This window comes from Viridibacillus sp. NPDC093762, assembly GCF_050279675.1.
Classification (GTDB): Bacteria; Bacillota; Bacilli; order Bacillales_A; family Planococcaceae; genus Viridibacillus.
The window spans coordinates 11,670-31,067 of sequence record NZ_JBNNUK010000026.1; the positions used below are offsets into that span (position 1 = coordinate 11,670).

At 38.0% G+C, this 19,398-nt stretch carries 15 protein-coding genes; 1 reads left to right on the forward strand and 14 read right to left on the reverse strand.

Features of this window, described 5'->3' with window-relative positions:
• Positions 1 to 224: 224 nt before the first annotated feature.
• Positions 225 to 1,772, reverse strand: coding sequence for an acyl-CoA carboxylase subunit beta (locus ACQKM9_RS19850; protein WP_427736109.1), 1,548 nt, complete (start codon positions 1,770 to 1,772; stop codon positions 225 to 227).
• Positions 1,773 to 1,778: 6 nt separating this feature from the next.
• Positions 1,779 to 2,189, reverse strand: coding sequence for a methylmalonyl-CoA epimerase (gene mce, locus ACQKM9_RS19855; RefSeq protein ID WP_427736110.1), 411 nt, complete (start codon positions 2,187 to 2,189; stop codon positions 1,779 to 1,781).
• A gap of 124 nt (positions 2,190 to 2,313) precedes the next feature.
• Here mce and prli42 point away from each other — a divergent pair, with 124 nt between their 5' ends.
• Positions 2,314 to 2,406 carry a stressosome-associated protein Prli42 gene (gene prli42, locus ACQKM9_RS19860; protein ID WP_427736111.1) on the forward strand — a complete coding sequence of 31 codons (93 nt, stop codon included), beginning with the start codon at positions 2,314 to 2,316 and terminating at the stop codon, positions 2,404 to 2,406.
• 365 nt (positions 2,407 to 2,771) lie between these two features.
• Here the strand turns inward: prli42 and ACQKM9_RS19865 are convergent, their stop codons facing one another.
• From ACQKM9_RS19865 to ACQKM9_RS19920, 12 genes are all read right to left on the reverse strand, one after another.
• A complete protein-coding gene (locus tag ACQKM9_RS19865; RefSeq protein WP_427736112.1) occupies positions 2,772 to 3,311 on the reverse strand; it encodes a GNAT family N-acetyltransferase in 540 nt (179 codons plus the stop codon).
• A 542-nt stretch (positions 3,312 to 3,853) separates the two neighbouring features.
• Positions 3,854 to 4,852, reverse strand: coding sequence for an aromatic acid exporter family protein (locus tag ACQKM9_RS19870; protein ID WP_427736113.1), 999 nt, complete (start codon positions 4,850 to 4,852; stop codon positions 3,854 to 3,856).
• 79 nt (positions 4,853 to 4,931) lie between these two features.
• Positions 4,932 to 5,372 (reverse strand): BrxA/BrxB family bacilliredoxin, encoded by a 441-nt coding sequence (locus tag ACQKM9_RS19875; protein WP_427736114.1) that lies wholly within the window; start codon positions 5,370 to 5,372, stop codon positions 4,932 to 4,934.
• Between the two features lie 656 nt (positions 5,373 to 6,028).
• Positions 6,029 to 7,108 carry a methylmalonyl Co-A mutase-associated GTPase MeaB gene (gene meaB, locus ACQKM9_RS19880; RefSeq protein WP_427736115.1) on the reverse strand — a complete coding sequence of 360 codons (1,080 nt, stop codon included), beginning with the start codon at positions 7,106 to 7,108 and terminating at the stop codon, positions 6,029 to 6,031.
• Positions 7,108 to 9,261: a methylmalonyl-CoA mutase gene (gene scpA / locus ACQKM9_RS19885; RefSeq protein ID WP_427736116.1), complete on the reverse strand. Its 2,154-nt coding sequence runs from the start codon at positions 9,259 to 9,261 to the stop codon at positions 7,108 to 7,110. Before scpA ends, meaB begins: the two co-directional genes overlap by 1 nt.
• Positions 9,258 to 10,961, reverse strand: coding sequence for a methylmalonyl-CoA mutase family protein (locus tag ACQKM9_RS19890; RefSeq protein WP_427736117.1), 1,704 nt, complete (start codon positions 10,959 to 10,961; stop codon positions 9,258 to 9,260). Before ACQKM9_RS19890 ends, scpA begins: the two co-directional genes overlap by 4 nt.
• A gap of 118 nt (positions 10,962 to 11,079) precedes the next feature.
• Positions 11,080 to 12,381: a dihydrolipoamide acetyltransferase family protein gene (locus ACQKM9_RS19895; RefSeq protein WP_427736119.1), complete on the reverse strand. Its 1,302-nt coding sequence runs from the start codon at positions 12,379 to 12,381 to the stop codon at positions 11,080 to 11,082.
• A 19-nt stretch (positions 12,382 to 12,400) separates the two neighbouring features.
• On the reverse strand, positions 12,401 to 13,384 hold the full coding sequence (locus tag ACQKM9_RS19900; RefSeq protein ID WP_427736120.1) for an alpha-ketoacid dehydrogenase subunit beta: 984 nt from the start codon (positions 13,382 to 13,384) through the stop codon (positions 12,401 to 12,403).
• Positions 13,384 to 14,400: a thiamine pyrophosphate-dependent dehydrogenase E1 component subunit alpha gene (locus ACQKM9_RS19905; RefSeq protein WP_427736121.1), complete on the reverse strand. Its 1,017-nt coding sequence runs from the start codon at positions 14,398 to 14,400 to the stop codon at positions 13,384 to 13,386. The genes ACQKM9_RS19900 and ACQKM9_RS19905 overlap by 1 nt, the downstream gene beginning before the upstream one ends.
• Before the next feature lie 16 nt (positions 14,401 to 14,416).
• Complete coding sequence (gene lpdA / locus ACQKM9_RS19910) at positions 14,417 to 15,844, reverse strand: dihydrolipoyl dehydrogenase (protein WP_427736122.1); 1,428 nt, start codon at positions 15,842 to 15,844, stop codon at positions 14,417 to 14,419.
• 186 nt (positions 15,845 to 16,030) lie between these two features.
• The gene (gene bcd, locus ACQKM9_RS19915; RefSeq protein ID WP_427736123.1) at positions 16,031 to 17,125 is read right to left on the reverse strand and encodes a branched-chain amino acid dehydrogenase; all 1,095 of its coding nucleotides are present in this window, start codon (positions 17,123 to 17,125) and stop codon (positions 16,031 to 16,033) included.
• Between the two features lie 196 nt (positions 17,126 to 17,321).
• Entirely contained in the window at positions 17,322 to 19,370 is a 2,049-nt protein-coding gene (locus ACQKM9_RS19920) for a sigma 54-interacting transcriptional regulator (RefSeq protein ID WP_427736124.1), read from the reverse strand.
• Positions 19,371 to 19,398 lie beyond the last annotated feature (28 nt).

Here is a 19,398-nt window from a genome sequence, read left to right on the forward strand (position 1 = left end):
CGATTTGGGCTAACAGGATGTTAGTCATGCAACCGATACGACAGGACATCGCTTCAGACGCAAGCTGATTGGGTCACTTCGGTCTCTCAGACAAAAGCTGAAGTAATGCTTTTGTTTCGAGCACTCCAGTGCCTGGCGCGGGCCCACACGATGTGGGTCAGATAGCCGTTGCCACAGGATGTGGCGTTCTTTGGCTACCTTCCTTTAAACGGACGTCCTCAGCATTAAAGAGGAATATTCCCATGTTTCTTAGCTGGTCTTGTTTCTTTTTTCGTTTTCATCATATCAAGAGCTTGGATCAGTTTGATACGTGTTTCGCGTGGGTCGATTACATCGTCTACTAAGCCATGAGATGCTGCTACGTATGGATTTGCAAATTTTTCTCGGTATTCTTCAATTTTCGCAGCACGTGTTGCCTCTGGATCATCGCTGTTATCAATTTCGCGAGCGAAGATGATGTTCGCTGCTCCATTTGGTCCCATAACGGCAATTTCAGCGTTCGGCCAAGCATATACCATATCAGCACCGATTGCTTTAGAGTTAAGTGCCACGTATGCACCACCATATGCTTTACGCAGGATAACTGTAATTTTCGGTACAGTTGCTTCTGAGTATGCATAAAGGATTTTCGCGCCGTGACGAATGATACCACCATGTTCTTGTTTAATGCCCGGGAAGAAGCCCGTAACGTCTTCAAATGTGATGATTGGAATATTGAATGAGTCACAGAAACGAATGAAACGAGATGCTTTATCTGATGAGTCTATATCAAGTCCTCCAGCCATTACTTTTGGTTGGTTACATACTAGACCCACAACGTCTCCTTTAATGCGAGCAAGCCCTACCACGACATTTTTCGCAAATTCTTTATGTACTTCCATAAACGAACTTGGATCAACGATTTCTTCAATAACTTTGCGAATATCATATGGACGAGTCGCTTCTACTGGAACTAATTCAATAATATTTTCTAAATAATCGTCATTATCTTGTGGTTCAATACTTGGTGGTTTTTGTTCATTATTTTGAGGTAGGTAAGCAAGTAAATCACGTACTTGTTGTAATACCTCTTCTTCAGATGGCCCGCGGAAGTGTGCAGCTCCACTGATTGAGTTATGAACTTTTGAGCCACCTAAATCTTCAGAAGAAATTTTCTCTCCTGTTACTGTTTCAATTACTTTTGGTCCTGTGATGAACATTTGGCTTGTCTTATCTACCATGAATACGAAGTCAGTAATTGCTGGTGAATATACCGCTCCTCCTGCACAAGGTCCCATAATAACTGAGATTTGTGGAATCACACCAGAATAAATTGAGTTTCGGTAGAATATATGACCATATCCATCCAGAGATACAACACCCTCTTGGATACGAGCACCACCAGAATCGTTTAAGCCAACGAAAGAAGTGCCGTTTTTAGCCGCTAAATCCATAACATTCGCAATTTTCATTGCATGCATTTCCCCAAGTGCACCGCCGAAAACTGTAAAGTCTTGTGAGAACAGGTAGATTGGACGACCGTTTACTTTACCGTAACCTGTAACAACGCCATCTCCAGGTCCTTCTTTTGTATCCATACCAAAGTCTGTAGTTCGATGTTTGACGAAAGGATTGATCTCAACGAAAGTACCTTCGTCTACTAGTAAGTTAATACGTTCACGTGCAGTTAATTTACCTTTTTCATGCTGTTTTACGATGCGGTCATCACCGCCACCTAATTCAATTTCACGTTTTCTATCATATAACTCATTGATTTTATCGAACATATCCATAGATGATTACTCCCCCGACTCACTTTTATCGTATAACTCGTAAAGCACTCCATTAGATGACTTTGGATGAATAAAGGCCATTTTTGAGCCACCAGCGCCTGGACGTGGTTCATCTGATAGTAGGCGAACTCCTTGTTCGCGAAGGTCTGCCATCTTCCCTTCAATACCCTTTACCCCTAGAGCAACGTGATGAATACCTTCGCCTCTTTTTTCAATAAACTTAAAGATAGCGCTTTCTTTACTCATCGGTTCAAGTAATTCAATATGTGTATTTCCTGCATCTATAAATGCTACACGAACTTGCTCGGTCACAACTTCTTCTATTTTTAACAAAGGTAAGCCCAACACATCTGTGTAATATGTAATTTGTTCATCAAGATTACGTACTGCAATACCGATGTGGTCTACGTTCTCCACTTCTCCCCAACTCCTTCTTTGTTGTATAACACAATTGTACATAATTTATAATAAAAACTCTAGCACTTGTGTAATTTTTCAAATTTGATAGAATATTTGTAGGAAAAGAAGGAGCGAACGAGAAATGAGTAATAAGAAATTTCAAAAAATTGTTGTATATGCAATGATTATTATTATGGTTATTTCTACATTAGCTTTCGGCTTAGCAATGTTATAATCTACTTTGCGCGTCTGAAATTAGCTATTGTAATCTAAACCATACAAACTAAAAAAACAGCGTTATACCAGGGTTAAACCGGTTTACGCTGTTTTTTTATATATAACCCTTAAAAATCTACTTTTCATACCTTCATTATTATATCAATATAATTCGTTGTTTGAAGGGTGTGGGGGACTCATCACTTTTTAGGGGACTACTAAATATACAGGGTCTTATCTCTATTATAATTTTAGTAATCGCATGCCCTTGCCGTACCTAGCCATACGCAATTCGGCCAAAAAATAAATTTGTTTAAATTTCAGAGAAAAAATATTTTAAAATTAAGCTCACTTTCACAAAGAAACACAACTTCTAAAAAAAGATTATATTAATGGCAAATTTTCATAATCTTTTCTGAGTATAGCCATGATAATTTCATCCGAGTAAGTCCCGTTATAATATAAGGATTCACGTAAAACACCCTCTTTTACAAATCCAACTTTTTCATATACTCTTATTCCTCGCAGATTATGACTGAATACCTCTAGTTGCAAACGATTCAATTTCAATTCTTCAAAAACAAAGCGCAATACAATTATTATAGCTTCAGTCCCATATCCTTTTCCAGTTAATTCAATAGAACTCATTGATATTCTAAAACCTGCTTTATTATTTTCTTCATCAATTTCAAAGATAGATAATTCGCCGATCATTTGGTCATTATCTTTTAAACAGATGGCAAAATCATAACGTGATGAATCATTATTTATATTATTTATATGAGCTTTAATCTGGTTTAAATTAAAGTTTGGTTTTGTACCTGTCATAAAACGTATTTCTTCATTTGTTGTAATTTGTAGCATTATTGGCGCATCTGATTCCTGAAGTGTTCTTAAATAAATTCTTTCATTTTCTAAATGCATCTTACCTTCCTCCTAATAACTGCCCTTTTCTTAACTATACAAATATTGATATATCCATTTGTATATTATAGTTTAAAATAGGAAAATATGGAATGGTGTTAAATTCAAAATATTTTTAAAAACACTTCTTTATTTGATATATTTTACTCACTGACAAACGAACATCATGCTTTTGATTTGAGATTCAGTTTTAAGCTCTCTTCATGTATGTCTCATCTTTTAGATACATAAAAAGGAGCACCAAATATAAACAGTTAATGCGTAAATTCAGGGCTCCGAGTTTTTCTCGTAAGAGGTTATTCATTTATATTTATATTAACACACTTAAATTTCATTGTTTTTGGATTCGTCGCAACGATTAGATTGAATTGTTGTGGAACTGATGTAGTGACTGTTGCAAATCAACTAGGTGAATCATCCGAAATCGTCTAAAAAGTATATACTCATGCTTCTGATGAAAACAAAAATGGAACACTTGAAGTAGTCAAAAATGCACTTCAAATGTGATTCATTTTCACTTTTCATTAAAAATGGGGGACTAGTCAGTTTTCAGCATTTGATTTCTTTTTAAAATGCTTACGTGACGGGCTTAGTCCTTTAAAATCTCGCTTTTTAGCAAGGTAGAGATCCATTTCCTCGATGAATTGATATAAAGACGCCATCGCAACGAAAGCTTCATGAGTTGTTGGTAATGGTAATTTTGCAAATTCTGCTTTCACTACCCCCAACTTTTCCCTGTATTTATTAGCGGTATTTCCTGAATTAATATTTTGTGACATATCCGCTAGAAAATCCGCTACAAGTTCAGCTTGCTCTACAATGACCGGAAGATCTGTGATTTTAGGTAACACACGCTCAATTATTTCTAATTGTTGTTCACGGATATCAAAATACATATAGTATAAATTTTCTCGTCTAGTTAAGTGATTTTCAACATCCTGAAAGGCTAAAGATTTTGCTCGGTTTAACACTTCAACAGCTTCTACTAGTTCTTTACCATCCCAACTGGTGTCACCATTGCGTAAATACTTCTCGATTTCTACAAATATTGCAGTATAAAGCTCTTCAATGCGTATACGATATTTTTCTAGCCTGTGTTTTATATCGGGCATATAAATATTCAATGCTAAACCGGTTCCGAATCCAATCAACATTAATGATAATTCATTCATTAATAGGCCAGTTGTAAAATTCCCCGTGTGAAAAATGTGTAAAATAATAACGACGCTGGAGACAAAAGCCGGGGTTATCTTCAACATTACTAAAACTGGCAAGAATAAAAGTATCATACAGCCTAGTACAATTGGCTGATACGCGACACCTTCAAAAAATAAAAAGGCCATCATCATCCCAATAATGCTCGCTAATACTCGTGTATAAACTTCATGGAGTGACTTTCTTTTCGTAGTTTGAATACTTAATATCGTTAAAATGCCTGCAGATGTAAAAAATTCTAAGCCGAAGTATTCTGCTAATCCAATTGAAATCGCTGCACCAATTGCCGTTTTCAGTGTACGATAGCCTATTGAAAATCCCTTCACTGAAATATCCTCCTTGTCATTTAAAGCGTTAAAAAGGCCATCTCTAGTCAAATACGACATTAGAGACAGCCTATTTCTATTATACTTCTTCGCAGAATTCTTCAAATAAAGCTTGAATACTAGTAATAACTGACATTGGATCATGTCCTTCAATTTCGTGACGTCCAATTTCAGCTACAGCTTGGCCATCTTTTAGTAAAACAAATGATGGAGATGATGGTAAATGATCTTCTCCAAAGTGCATACGTGCTTGAGCAGTTGCTTCTTTATCTTGTCCAGCGAAAACAGTTACTAAATGTGTTGGTCGTTTATCATAATGTACAGCATGTGCTGCTGCTGGGCGTGCGATACCACCTGCACAACCACACACTGAGTTTACCATTACTAAAGTTGTACCCGGGCGTTTAAATGCTTCATCTACTGCCTCAGGTGTAGTCAACTCTTCATAACCACTTGCGACCATTTCTCCACGCGCTTGGCGTAGCATATCTGTCATAAACAAATCATAATCCATATTCATGTTGTAACGCTCCTTTCAAATTCTATTTAACTATAACAGGTGAATACATGCATTTCAAAGCACTTGTTCAAAAACAAGGTGATTTCCGATACTATTATAAGTTTTGATAGTATTCTGGGTCTCCACACAAATTATTCGTTGGCCAAATTAAAGTGCCATCCTTCATATCGTCTTAATAGATATATATTTCGCTAATACTTCCCAAATCCCATTTATCTTCAACAATTTCGAATCTAGGATTGTTATTCTTTCCAATTTTACTTTCAACTTGTATATATAATTTATTATCGATAATTGTCATTTTCTTACCTTCGTATGTATAAAAAGCATTCTTACTGAACCATCAATATTCAGATGAAAATCATCAATGGAGCGAAAAATACTTGCTTGATGAATTTCAATAGCAGATACAGGTAATGGTTTTGTTTGTCATGCAAAATAACATCCTACACTATAAATACAGAATGCTACTAAGGCACCCTACATCAGTTTTCTTTTTATGAATGTGCCTACTTCCTTAAAAAATGATATTTATGTGGTAAATCAATTTATATCATAAGTAGTGTATTGAAATGTTTTACTAGTTAGAAATCAAAAGGACCATCACTTTACACAGATGGTCCTTCCTTTTTATATAAGTTGGTGATATTTATTTTTTATTTAAATAATTGATTGACGCCTTGAGTGACAGTTAATCGACCTTGTAAAATCTGCTCTTCTAAGCTTTTTACTTGTTGCTTACGTTCGGGTACTCCGTAAAAAGAATCGATTAAATGATCTGTAATCATTGAACGGAACCACTCAGTCGTTTGTTCATTACGTCTAGTGGACCAATAATCCGTTTCCTCACCGATTTCTTTGAACTGTAAAATCGTATCCCAAACTTTTTCTAAACCTTTATTCTCATACGATGAAACTGCCATAGATTGCGTCGTCCAGCCTGGCGTCGCTTGTTGTAGGAAATGAATAAATTGTTTATATTCAGCTACTGTTTTTTTAGCTGACCTGACATTATCACCATCAGCTTTATGAACAACAATTGTGTCAGCAAGCTCCATAATACCTTTTTTCATGCCTTGTAGTTCATCCCCAGCCCCTGTTAAAACGAGTAATAGGAAGAAGTCTACCATGCCACGGACGATCGTTTCACTTTGTCCAACGCCAACTGTTTCAATCAAAATAATATCATAACCTGCTGCCTCACATAATAGCATCGTTTCTCGTGATTTTTTGTGCACTCCACCGAGAGTACCTGCTGATGGAGAAGGTCTAATAAAAGCACGTGGATTTCGCGTAAGCTCTTCCATTCTTGTTTTATCTCCGAGAATACTCCCACCAGTTATGCTAGAACTTGGATCAATGGCGAGTACAGCCACTCGATGTCCCATATTACATAATTTGCCGCCAAAAGCTTCGATAAAAGTACTTTTACCTGCACCAGGCACCCCTGTAATACCAATCCGAATACTTTTCCCAGTATGGGGTAATAGTTCTTGTAATAATTCTTGGCCCTTCTCTTTATGGTACTTATTCGTACTTTCTAAAAGAGTAATGGCTTTTGATAAATGGAGTCTAGAACCAGCCAGAACTTGCTTCGCGAGCTCTGAGATATTAATATCGTCATTATTCTTTTTACGGAATTTTTTTCGACCTGAGGGCACCATTCCATCATGAGATGCGGCGATACCATCCATTACAAATAATGCACCATCGTCCATCCCTTTGTTGTAGTCCATTACTCTACCACTTCCTCGTAGCCTAATTTTCTATAGATTTCTTCAATCACTTTTTGTGCACTAACAGGAATTACTGTACCTGGTCCGAAAATAGCACAAGCACCATTGTCGTATAGGAATTGGTAATCTTGTGCTGGGATTACCCCACCAACAACAATTAAAATGTCTTCTCGCCCAATTTTCTTTAACTCTTCGCGCAGTTCCGGCACTAGAGTTCTATGACCAGCTGCAAGTGAACTTACACCTACAACATGTACATCATTCTCTACAGCCATTGCTGCAGTTTCTGCTGGTGTTTGGAATAATGGACTAATATCAACATCAAAACCAAGGTCAGCAAATGCTGTTGCAATTACTTTCGCTCCGCGGTCATGACCATCTTGTCCCATCTTCGCGATTAAAATACGTGGACGACGGCCTTCGTTTTCTAAGAAGCCTTCAGCCATATCTTGTACTTCTTGAATTTCTTCTTCATTTGAAAAGTTTGCACTATAAACACCACTAATTGAGCGAATAATTGCCTTATGACGGCCCGAAACAACCTCAATTGCATCCGAAATTTCACCTAGTGTTGCGCGAGCACGTGCTGCATCTACTGCACAAGCTAATAAGTTTTCACTGCCTGTTTCAGTTGCATTTGTAATACGAGCAAGTAAGCGTTGTACTTCTTTATCATCACGTTTGTCACGCATCGCCTTGATACGGTCAATTTGTTTTTGACGCACGATTGTATTATCAATATTCAAAATGTCGATTGGTTCTTCTTCTGTAAGACGGAATTTGTTAACACCGACAATTGTTTCAGCTTTAGAGTCAATTTTCGCTTGTCGTTTTGCAGCTGCTTCTTCAATTTTCATTTTCGGAAGACCTGTTTCAATTGCTTTCGCCATGCCGCCTAGTTCTTCGATTTCTTCGATATGTTCCCATGCTTTTTTCATCAGCTCATCTGTTAATTTTTCAACGTAGAATGAACCGCCCCATGGATCGATTACTTTCGTCATTAACGTTTCTTCTTGTAAGAATAATTGCGTGTTACGTGCAATTCGAGCTGAGAAATCCGTTGGTAATGCGATAGCTTCATCAAGCGCATTTGTGTGTAATGATTGCGTATGCCCCATTGAAGATGCATTTGCTTCGATTAAAGTACGAGTTACATTATTAAAAGGATCCTGCTCTGTTAAAGACCAGCCAGAAGTTTGTGAGTGTGTACGTAATGCTAATGTTTTTGGGTTCTTAGGATTGAATGTGCTCATCATTTGAGCCCAAATTCGACGTCCAGCACGCATTTTCGCCACTTCCATATAGTAATTCATACCGATTGCCCAAAAGAACGACAGGCGCGGTGCAAATGAATCGATATCGATTCCTGCTTTTAATCCTGTACGTACATATTCAAGACCATCTACTAAAGTGTAGCCAAGCTCAATATCTGCTGTTGCACCTGCTTCTTGTAAGTGGTAACCAGAAATAGAGATTGAATTAAATTTAGGCATGAAGTTTGAAGTATATTCGAAAATATCTGCAATAATTTTCATCGAAACAGCTGGTGGGTAAATATATGTATTACGCACCATGTACTCTTTTAAAATATCATTTTGTATGGTACCAGCAAGTTTATCAGGTGTTACACCTTGTTCTTCAGCCGCTACTATATAGAAAGCTAGAATTGGTAATACTGCACCATTCATTGTCATTGATACTGACATTTGATCTAGTGGAATACCATCAAATAAAATTTTCATATCTTCAATAGAGTCAATGGCAACGCCTGCTTTACCGACATCACCTGTTACACGAGGGTGATCTGAGTCATAACCTCGGTGAGTGGCTAAGTCGAATGCTACTGATAGACCTTTTTGTCCCATCGCTAAGTTACGACGGTAGAAAGCATTACTTTCTTCAGCAGTAGAAAAACCTGCATATTGACGAACTGTCCATGGACGACCTACATACATCGTTGGATATGGTCCACGTGTATTAGGTGCAATACCTGGCCAGTCTTTTAAGTGTTTTAAGTTATCCAAATCTTGTTCAGTATAAGTTGACTTGATCTCTATTCCTTCATTTGTCATGAAATTTTTGTCTTCTTTTACTGTTTGATTAGCAGTTAATATGGCATCGATATTTATCTCTTTGAAATTTGGCTTACTCATCGTTGGACCTCCTTCACATTTGCTGTTAAGCTCGTCAATTTTTCAATGATATTTTGACCTGCGAAGATGAAGCCATTTAAGCCTGCTTCAACCCATTCATCTTGCTCTTCTTTGAACTTACCTGCTACATCTAATAAGATATGTGCTGGCTTAACTTCTAATAGTGCTGGGATATATTCTTTCATCGCTTCATCTTGCCCACAAACTACGACAAATTTCGCATCTGTTACAGATAACCAATCTTTCGCTTCATCTACCGTTTGAATTTCAGGGCTTTTTTCTGGCACAATGCCAGCTGTTGCAAAGAAACCAGAAACAAAATCTGCACGTGGTTTGAATTGTTTCAATTGACCAATTGTTAGTAGTGCTACTTTAGGTTGGTTTTTAGCATAGTTTAAGCAAAGCTCTTCAAATGGTTTTGCTAAGCGATTGTAATTTACAAATAAAGGATTATTGCGCTCATCAATTTCATCCGCTGGGTTTGCGTATATATTCGTACCGATTAGCGATTTTTTACGTGTTTCTACTTCTTTCATACGCTGATCCATTGTTTCTTTTAATAAAGCATCTAATTGTCCATTTGATTTTACAGCATTGTATCCGCCTGCTTCTTGTAATTCATTGAATAGTGCCCATGCGTCTTTAACTAATTCTGCAGTTAAAGTTTCGATGAAATATGAACCACCAGATGGATCAATGATATGTTCTACATGTGTTTCCTCTTTAACAACTAATTGTACGTTGCGTGCGATACGGATAGACTTGTCATCTGGAGCAGATAAAACATCATGTGGGTGTACTGTACAAACGTCAGCGCCACCAAGGATTGCTGAGAAAGCTTCATTACCTGCACGTAAAAGGTTTACGTAAACATCTAATTTAGAGAAACTACGTAAAGAAGTTTCAGTAACAATTACTACTGGTAAGTCTTTATCAATACCATAAGCAGATGTAAACGCTTTCCAAAGAACTCTGAAAGCACGGAGTTTAGCGATTTCAACGAAGAACTGAGTATCCACTGCAAAGGTAACAAAGAATTTCTTAGCAAATGATTCGAGATCTTCTTCTGTTTCCATGTAGCTGGCAGCTTGAAGTAATGCGATAGCCAATTCCTGTACTGCATGCGCACCTTCATAGTGACCTTCTAGTACATTAGCGTTACGTGTACGCACATTATGGAAACCTTCTAAACTAATTATATCTGTACTAGAAATGAAGCCTTTAACAGCTTCTTTTTGGTCTTCTTTGATATAGTTAAATACTTTTAATAAAGCATCTTGATTGTTTTGTATATTCACTTTGAATGAATTTTCAGTAAAAAGTACTGACAATTCTTTCAAAGTTTTTTCATCCCATGCAAAATTCACGCGACTATCAATATTAATAATATCGTTACCTTTTGCCAAAGATTCTTTAACACCTTGAAGTAATGCTTCCGGTGAATCAGCAAATGTTTGTTGTGCTGCTAGGCATTCTTCACCTGTTTTTAATGAACGAATAGTCGATACTTGTTCTGCTAATTTTCCATCTAATTTCTCAACTAGTTGGTCTTGTGTATAAATTGGCTCAAATGAAATACCCTCGATTGTTTTTGTGAATAAAGATTCGAATGGTTTACCTTTTAATGCCTTAACAGCAGATTCTTGCCATTGATCGTAATTAGCTTGTGAGAATTCAATTTCTTTCATATTGTTCTTCATGTGGACGCTAACTAGCTTCCCCCCTTCGGTAATTCTATTCCTATTTTACACAAGTATATCGAATCGCAAAAGTATAAAAAAATCTGAAAATCGCAATATTGCGATTTTCAGACTACTGTCAATAAACGGAAGTGTTGTATTTCGTTGTATTTTCGAGAATTTCTTTGACTCTAGCAAGAAATTTCCCGCAAATCAATCCATCTAAAACTCTATGATCTAGAGATAAACATAAATTTACTATATCTCTTGCAGCAAACATTCCACCATTCATAATTACTGGACGTTTAACAATCGACTCAACTTGAATAATCGCTGCTTGTGGGTAATTAATAATTCCCATAGACTGCACTGAGCCAAATGATCCCGTATTATTTACAGTAAACGTTCCACCTTGCATATCTTCAGATTTCAATTTACCCGCACGAACTTTTCTTGCAAGATCATTTATTTCTCTAGCGATGCCTTTTATTGACTTTTCATCGGCGTGTTTAATCACCGGAACAAAAAGTGCATCTTCAGTTGCGACTGCAATAGAGATATGAATATCTTTTTTCTGAATAATTTTATCGCCTGCCCACATAGAATTCATCATTGGGAATTCCTTTAGGGCCTGTGCAATAGCTTTTACGAAAAAGGCAAAGTACGTAATGTTATAACCCTCAGATTGTTTGAATTCAGTTTTAATGGAATCACGATAATTGACCAGATTCGTAACGTCCGCTTCAACCATCATCCAAGCATGTGGAGCTTCGTGTTTACTACGTAACATATTATTCGCGATTGCTTTACGAATATTAGTTACAGGAATTTCAATATCACCTGTTGCTGTTTGCACGGCTGGAACAGGTTGTGATTTTTGTGGTTCAGGAGTCTGCGTTACTTGTTCAGTAATTGCCTCCTGTGCTTGTTGCGCTACTGGACTACTTGTTGGAATGTTTCCACTGTCTACAAGTTTTTGAACGTCTTTTCGTGTTATTCGCCCTTCGGCACCTGTACCTTCGACTAGTTGAAGATCTATATTATGTTCTTGCGCTAGCTTTAAAACTGCTGGTGAATAGCGTGCCTTACCCGCACCGTAACTCACTGCTGACGTATTTACCGTTCTTTGAGGAGCTGATGCTGATACTGACTGTGAGATTTGCTCTGCCTGTTGTGAAATAGGTTGTTGCTCAATTACCTCTTCTGTTTCAATTGTGCAGACGCTTTCCCCAACAGCTAATGTATTGCCTTCGCCAACGATTAACTCCTTAATGACGCCAGAGAAAGATGACGGCAAATCTGCTGTGACTTTATCCGTATTCACTTCCGCCAAAGAATCGTATTTCTGCACTGTATCACCAGGTTTTACTAACCATTTCTCAATTGTACCTTCCGTAACACTTTCCCCAAGTTGAGGCATCTTAATTGTTTGAATTGCCATGAATTTCTCCTCCTTTGCATCAGAACGCCGCTAATTCGCGCATTGCCTTTTCAACTTTTTCTGGATTAATCATAAAGTATTTCTCCATCGTCGGTGCATATGGCATTGCCGGAATGTCTGGTCCAGCAAGTCTTTTTATTGGTGCATCTAAATCGAATAAGCAGTTTTCTGCAATGATCGCTGCCACTTCGCTAATAATACTACCTTCTTTGTTGTCTTCAGTGACAAGTAGTACTTTTCCTGTTTTAGATGCCGCTTCAATAATTGCCTCTTTATCTAACGGATAGATCGTGCGCAAATCTAGAATGTGAGCGGAAATACCGTCTTGTGCCATACGTTCAGCTGCTTGTAATGCGAAGTGTACTGCAAGACCATAAGTAATTACAGTAATGTCTTCCCCTTCACGTTTCACGTCCGCCTTGCCGATTTCAATCGTATAATCCTCTTCCGGTACCTCACCTTTAATAAGGCGATACGCTCGTTTATGTTCAAAAAACAGCACCGGATCCTCATCACGAATAGCTGCTTTTAACAAACCTTTTGCATCGTAAGGAGTAGATGGAATAACTATTTTCAAACCAGGCTGATTTGCAAATACAGCCTCTACTGATTGCGAATGATATAGAGCACCGTGAATTCCGCCTCCGAATGGTGCGCGAATTACTATCGGACAAGTCCAATCATTGTTTGAACGGTATCGAATACGTGATGCCTCTGAAATAATTTGATTGACTGCTGGCATGATAAAGTCAGCAAATTGCATCTCAGCAATTGGTCTTAAACCGTACATTGCAGCACCGATTCCGACACCCGCAATCGCGGATTCTGCAAGTGGTGTATCTAACACTCGGTCTTCGCCAAACTGATCGTATAATCCTTGAGTTGCTTTAAAAACGCCACCTTTTCGGCCAACGTCTTCACCTAATATAAAAACACGCTCATCGCGTTCCATTTCTTCCTTCATCGCAAGAGTAATTGCATCAATATAGGATAAAACCGCCATTAAATACTCCCTCCATCTTCATCATAGACAAATTTTAGCGCATCTTCTGGAGCAGCATATGGAGCTTGCTCTGCATAATCCGTCGCTTCGTTTACTTCTGTCATAATGCGTTCATTGATTTCTGTTTCAAGAGCATCAGTTAGAATCCCTTGCTCATGCAAGTATTTTGCAAATGTAATGATTGGATCTGTAGCACGGCCTTCTGCTAAGTCTTCTGCCGTACGATATTGGCGATCATCATCATCAGAAGAATGGGCAGTTAAGCGGTAAGTTACCGTTTCAATTAAACTAGGTCCTTCTCCGTTGCGAGCACGGTCTGCTGCTTCTTTAACTACTTTATATACTTCAATTGGATCTTTACCATCTACAGTCACACCTGGCATCCCGTATCCAATTGCGCGGTCTGAAACATTTTTGCAAGCTAATTGTTTTTCTACGGGTACTGAAATCGCATATTTATTGTTTTCAACCATTATGATCACTGGTAATTTGTGGACTCCTGCAAAGTTTGCGCCTTCATGGAAATCTCCTTGGTTAGAAGAACCTTCTCCGAGAGTAACAAATGTGATGAAGTCTTTCTTTTGCATTTTACCCGCAAGTGCAACCCCAACAGCATGAGGGACTTGTGTCGTAACAGGTGATGATCCTGTTAAAATACGATTTTTCTTTTGGCCGAAGTGACCCGGCATTTGACGTCCACCTGAGTTTGGATCTTCCGCCTTTGCAAACGCCGATAGCATTAACTCTTTTGTCGTCATACCAAAGTGAAGGACAACCCCCATATCACGATAATACGGCGCAATATAATCTTTATTATTGTCAAGTGCAAAGGCCGCACCTACTTGCGCTGCTTCTTGCCCTTGACAGGAAATCACAAACGGAATTTTACCAGCACGGTTTAACAGCCACATACGTTCATCGATTCTACGTGCAAGTAACATTGTTTCGTACATTTTCAATACATCCTCGTTTGTTAATCCGATTGCTTCATGACGATTTTCAAGCTTTTTAACCATTTCTACCAGCTCCTTCTTACATATGAATTGCATTACCATCAACTGCTAATGCCGCTTCTCCAAGTACCTCACTTAATGTCGGATGTGGATGAACACTATGCGCAATTTCCCATGGCGTTGCGTCTAACACCATTGCAAGGCCCGCTTCAGCAATCATATCTGTCACATGTGGCCCAATCATGTGCACTCCTACAAGATCGTTCGTCTCACTGTTAGCTATCATCTTCACAAAGCCTTCTGACTCTCCATAAACAAGTGCTTTGCCAATTGCTTTAAAAGGAAACTTACCGACTTTAATAGGAATTCCCTCTTTCTTCGCCTGTTCTTCAGTTAAACCAACACTAGCTGCCTCGGGACTTGAGTAAATACAACGAGAAATCCATTTATCATCTACTTTTTCAGTTGCGATTCCTACAATATGCTCTATAGCATGTATACCTTCTTGAGAAGCAACATGTGCAAGCTGCAAACCACCAATGACATCACCAATGGCATATATATGGGATTCCTTCGTTTGAAAGTGATTATTTGTTTGGATAAAACCATTTTCAACAACAATCTCTGTATTCTCTAGCCCTATTCCTTCTACATTTGCCTGTCTGCCAACCGAAACAAGTATTTTGTCTGCATTATAATTTTGATTTTCGCCCAATACTTCTGCTTCTATTGATACTTTATTATTTGCAATTGACAGCGTTTCTGCTAATACTTTTGCAGAAGTTACAAATTTAATCCCTTTATTCTCTAATAATTTCTTCATTTCTTTTGAAATATCTTGATCTTCAGTTGGTAGAATACGGTCTGCATATTCAATAACAGTTACTTCAACACCAAAATCGTTTAACATTGATGCCCACTCAACCCCGATGACACCACCACCAACAATTAGAATGGATGATGGAAGCTCTTTTAACGTAAGCGCTTCATCAGAAGTAATGACGAATTCACCGTCAATTGTTAACCCTGGTAACGTACGTGGTCTAGAACCTGTAGCCACAATAACATTTTGAGGAATAAGCATTTCATTTTCCTCACCGCTTGCCAGTTCAACCGAAATTGTCCCAGGCATTGGCGAGAAGATAGAAGGTCCAAGAATTCGACCAATTCCTTCATAAACCTCGATCTTGCCTTTCTTCATCAATGCTTGCACACCTTGATGTAATTGTGCCACAATGGAATCTTTTCTTTCCTGCACTCTACTAAAATCAAGCGTTACTTCTCCTGTATTTACTCCAAATGAAGATGCATGATTCTTTGTTGTCGCGAATACTTCCGCACTTCTAAGTAATGCTTTACTTGGAATACAACCTTTATGTAAACAGGTACCCCCTAGCTTCCCTTTTTCAACAACGGCTGTTTTTAATCCAAGTTTTGCTGCTCGAATTGCTGCTACGTAGCCACCTGTACCGCCACCTAAAATAACTACATCATAGTCCTTAGCCATTTGCACACTTCCTTTCATCAAACCTAGTAAAACAAGCTCTATTACAATATAACATTTTCGTAGTTGACATTCCCCAATGCCAGCCTAATAAAATCACAAACTTATTTGCAGTTCGTAAACTTTTCTCCCATTATAAATCCGTTCAGAAATGAAGTACCCCTACCTTATTTCTGAACGGCCCTTTTATTAACGATTAGATAAAATGTGCTTTCCATTTTGCAAAAATGTGCTACGTGATTTTGCCATACGCTCAATACGTTCTTCTGCTAAACGATTAGCAGCTAAATAAGTTGGAATCCCATCACGTTTTGCAATATCTATTACTTTCGCTATATTATCGTAAATTCCTTCTACTCGCTTCATCGCACGGTCACGGTTGTAGCCATATAATTCATCCGCGACATTGATTACGCCACCTGCATTAATAACATAATCTGGCGCATAAATAATACCCTCATTATGAATAATATCTCCGTGAATTGAATCTTTTAACTGGTTGTTAGCTGATCCTGCAATGACTTTTGCTCTTAGTTGTGGAATAGTTTCATCATTAATAATAGCACCAAGTGCACATGGTGCAAAAATATCTACATCTTGGGCATAGATATCTGTTGGGTCAACCGCAGTTGCACCAAAGTCCTCTACCACTCTCTTTACAGCACTTTCATTTATGTCTGTGACGATTAATTGTGCGCCTTCTTCGTGTAAATATTTGCACAGTGTGTACGCTACATTTCCTAAGCCCTGTACAGCAATTTTCTTACCTTCCAAGTGCTCGCTACCAAATGCCTCTTTAGCAGCTGCTTTCATGCCCACAAATACACCATATGCAGTTACTGGCGATGGGTTACCCGAAGAACCAAATGCAGGTGAAATACCGGTTACATAATTTGTTTCTTCATGAATCAAATCCATATCTGCTACAGTTGTACCTACATCTTCTGCTGTAATATATCTACCATTCAAGCCTTGTACGAATCTTCCTAGCGCACGAAACATTTCTTCATTTTTATCTTTTAAAGGATCTCCGATGATTACTGTTTTGCCTCCACCAAGATTTAACCCCGCAGCTGCATTTTTATAAGTCATGCCACGTGCTAGACGCAAAGCATCTTCAATTGCATCTTCCTCTGAAGCATATGTCCACATACGAGTGCCACCAAGTGCCGGCCCTAAAGTTGTGTCATGTATAGCTACTATAGCTTTTAGTCCTGAAGTTTTATCCTGACAAAACACTAATTGTTCGTAATCATATTTCTCCATGTATTTGAAAATTTCCATTGTAATGCCCCCTTTGATATGTTGACCAATCTTTTAAAAAAGAACTTAGTCATCTTTTACCCTAGTTTTCTAGGTCTCTATATTATTAGCAAAAAGCGTGCCAACATATAAAAAGACAAAATGCTATATTTGACAACATTTCGTCTTTTTCAAACATGCAACATTTTGCGCGGTATGCAGTTTTTTGCATGCAAAATCATGCGAGGTTGTATTTCTCTAATTTATAATACAAGCTACGGATAGATATCCCTAACTTTTTTGCAGCTTGCATTTTGTTATTTTGGCTATCGATTAATACTTGTTGCAATATTTGTTTCTCTGTTTGTTCAAGTTGCTCCGCAAGTGTTCCTTCATAAAAAGACTTTTCAACGTAACTTTCTTGATGAACGGAATGGAAAAGTGTTTTTGGTAGATGTCTCTCATCTAAAATAGTTTCGTTTGATTGCATGAAAATCATTGCTCTACTTAAGACGTTTTCAAGCTCTCGCACATTCCCTGGCCAGTCATGCCCGATTAATAACATTAAAGCGTTTGAGGTCACTTTATGAATATTACGTCCGTATTCCTGATTCAACTTAACAAGAAGACGATCTACTAAAGGCGGTATATCTTCTTTTCGTTGACGTAGCGGTGGTATATGAATGGGCATTCGATTTAATCGATAATATAAATCCTCTCGGAAAGTACCTTCTAACAATGCTTTTTCCATATTTACATTCGTAGCTGCTATAATTCGTACATTAATTGAAATCGGCTTTGTTCCACCAACTCTGACAATTTCACCCTCTTGAAAAATCCGCAATAGTTTGGCCTGAGTATTTAAAGACATTTCTCCAATTTCATCAAGAAAAATACTTCCTTTATCAGCTTCTTCAAATAACCCGCGCTTTCCACCACGTTTCGCTCCCGTAAAGGCTCCTTCTTCATAACCAAATAGTTCACTTTCTAGTAAATGCTCAGCAATCGCCGCACAGTTTACCCTGATAAACTTATTGTAAATGCGATCACTTGCAGAATGTATTGCATGCGCAAACAATTCTTTACCTGTCCCTGACTCTCCTCGCAAAAATACTGTAACTGGTGTTTTTGCAGCTAATTTCGCTTGTTCAATGGAAATGCCCATTTCTTCTGAATCACCAATAATATCTTCAAATGTATATTTAGATTCAAGCTTTCGTATAATCGTGCGCGCTTGATCCAACTCTTTCGTTAAGGACCGCATTTCTGTCATATCATGTATAACCCCTACGCTTCCTTTTAAGCTATCATTCACAACAACTGGCGCAACATTCACAATGACTTCACGTTTGCTTGGTCCTAGTCGCATATTTACACCACGAATAGGCTTTTTCGTTTGTAAAACTTTTAAATGCATACTCTCACCTTCTGAAATATCAATCGTAGCAGGTTTCCCTAAAATTTCTTCTGGTTTTAAGCCAGTAATTCTTGTATACGCAGGATTAACAAGTATCCCTCTACCTTTTTCATCTACTACGGAAATGGCATCATCGCTTGATTGAATGATCGCCTCTAACATCATTTGAATTTCTTTTAAATTTGTTATTTCTTCTGCTAAATTGACGACCTCTGATATATCTTTAAATACAGCAAATGCACCAATTCGATTCCCACTACCATCAATCATCGGAAAACGAGACGTTACAATTTTCTTATCATTGGACAATTTCAGTTCTTGATTGATTTCTGCTATACCGGATTCAAACACACGTGGTAGAGCACTATTTATAATAATATCGTTAATATGTTTCCCTATTGCTTCTTTGACAGTAACCTCGGTCATTCGTGCGGCACTTCTATTAAAGAAGATAATTTGACCTTGTGGGTCGATGCCAATCATACCTTCTTCTATTGAATTGAAGATGATTTGCTGTTTATATGCGGCATGTTGGGTTTTATTTATGTAATAATCTTTTTCATTCAACAATTGAACAATTAAGTAAGCAATTGCCCCTGGGATAAGAACTGTACGTTTCGGCAATGCCTGCAACAGTTCTTCAAATACAGAAGGTTCTCCTGTGACATCAACCACCATATCAATCTCATCTGTTAAAACAACTCGCCAATCTTGCTCCGTAGCAATGCCAACTTCTCTAGCTAGCTCTAGCCCTGGTGCATCCTCTCGTACATCTACAATCGCTACCGTGCTAAGTTGCTCAGATTTGGATAATAGTTGTAATATAGCTGTACCTCCAACACCTGCACCTATAATTAGAATGCTTTGCAAGGAACTTCACTTCCTTTCACAATATTGT

Coding starts and splice junctions, on each gene's coding strand:
- ACQKM9_RS19850 (WP_427736109.1), bottom strand. CDS start 1,772: ATGGATATGTTCGATAAAATCAATGAGTTATATGATAGAAAACGTGAA.
- prli42 (WP_427736111.1), top strand. CDS start 2,314: ATGAGTAATAAGAAATTTCAAAAAATTGTTGTATATGCAATGATTATT.
- ACQKM9_RS19865 (WP_427736112.1), bottom strand. CDS start 3,311: ATGCATTTAGAAAATGAAAGAATTTATTTAAGAACACTTCAGGAATCA.
- ACQKM9_RS19875 (WP_427736114.1), bottom strand. CDS start 5,372: ATGAATATGGATTATGATTTGTTTATGACAGATATGCTACGCCAAGCG.
- meaB (WP_427736115.1), bottom strand. CDS start 7,108: ATGGACTACAACAAAGGGATGGACGATGGTGCATTATTTGTAATGGAT.
- scpA (WP_427736116.1), bottom strand. CDS start 9,261: ATGAGTAAGCCAAATTTCAAAGAGATAAATATCGATGCCATATTAACT.
- ACQKM9_RS19890 (WP_427736117.1), bottom strand. CDS start 10,961: ATGAAGAACAATATGAAAGAAATTGAATTCTCACAAGCTAATTACGAT.
- ACQKM9_RS19895 (WP_427736119.1), bottom strand. CDS start 12,381: ATGGCAATTCAAACAATTAAGATGCCTCAACTTGGGGAAAGTGTTACG.
- ACQKM9_RS19900 (WP_427736120.1), bottom strand. CDS start 13,384: ATGGCGGTTTTATCCTATATTGATGCAATTACTCTTGCGATGAAGGAA.
- ACQKM9_RS19905 (WP_427736121.1), bottom strand. CDS start 14,400: ATGGTTAAAAAGCTTGAAAATCGTCATGAAGCAATCGGATTAACAAAC.
- lpdA (WP_427736122.1), bottom strand. CDS start 15,844: ATGGCTAAGGACTATGATGTAGTTATTTTAGGTGGCGGTACAGGTGGC.
- bcd (WP_427736123.1), bottom strand. CDS start 17,125: ATGGAAATTTTCAAATACATGGAGAAATATGATTACGAACAATTAGTG.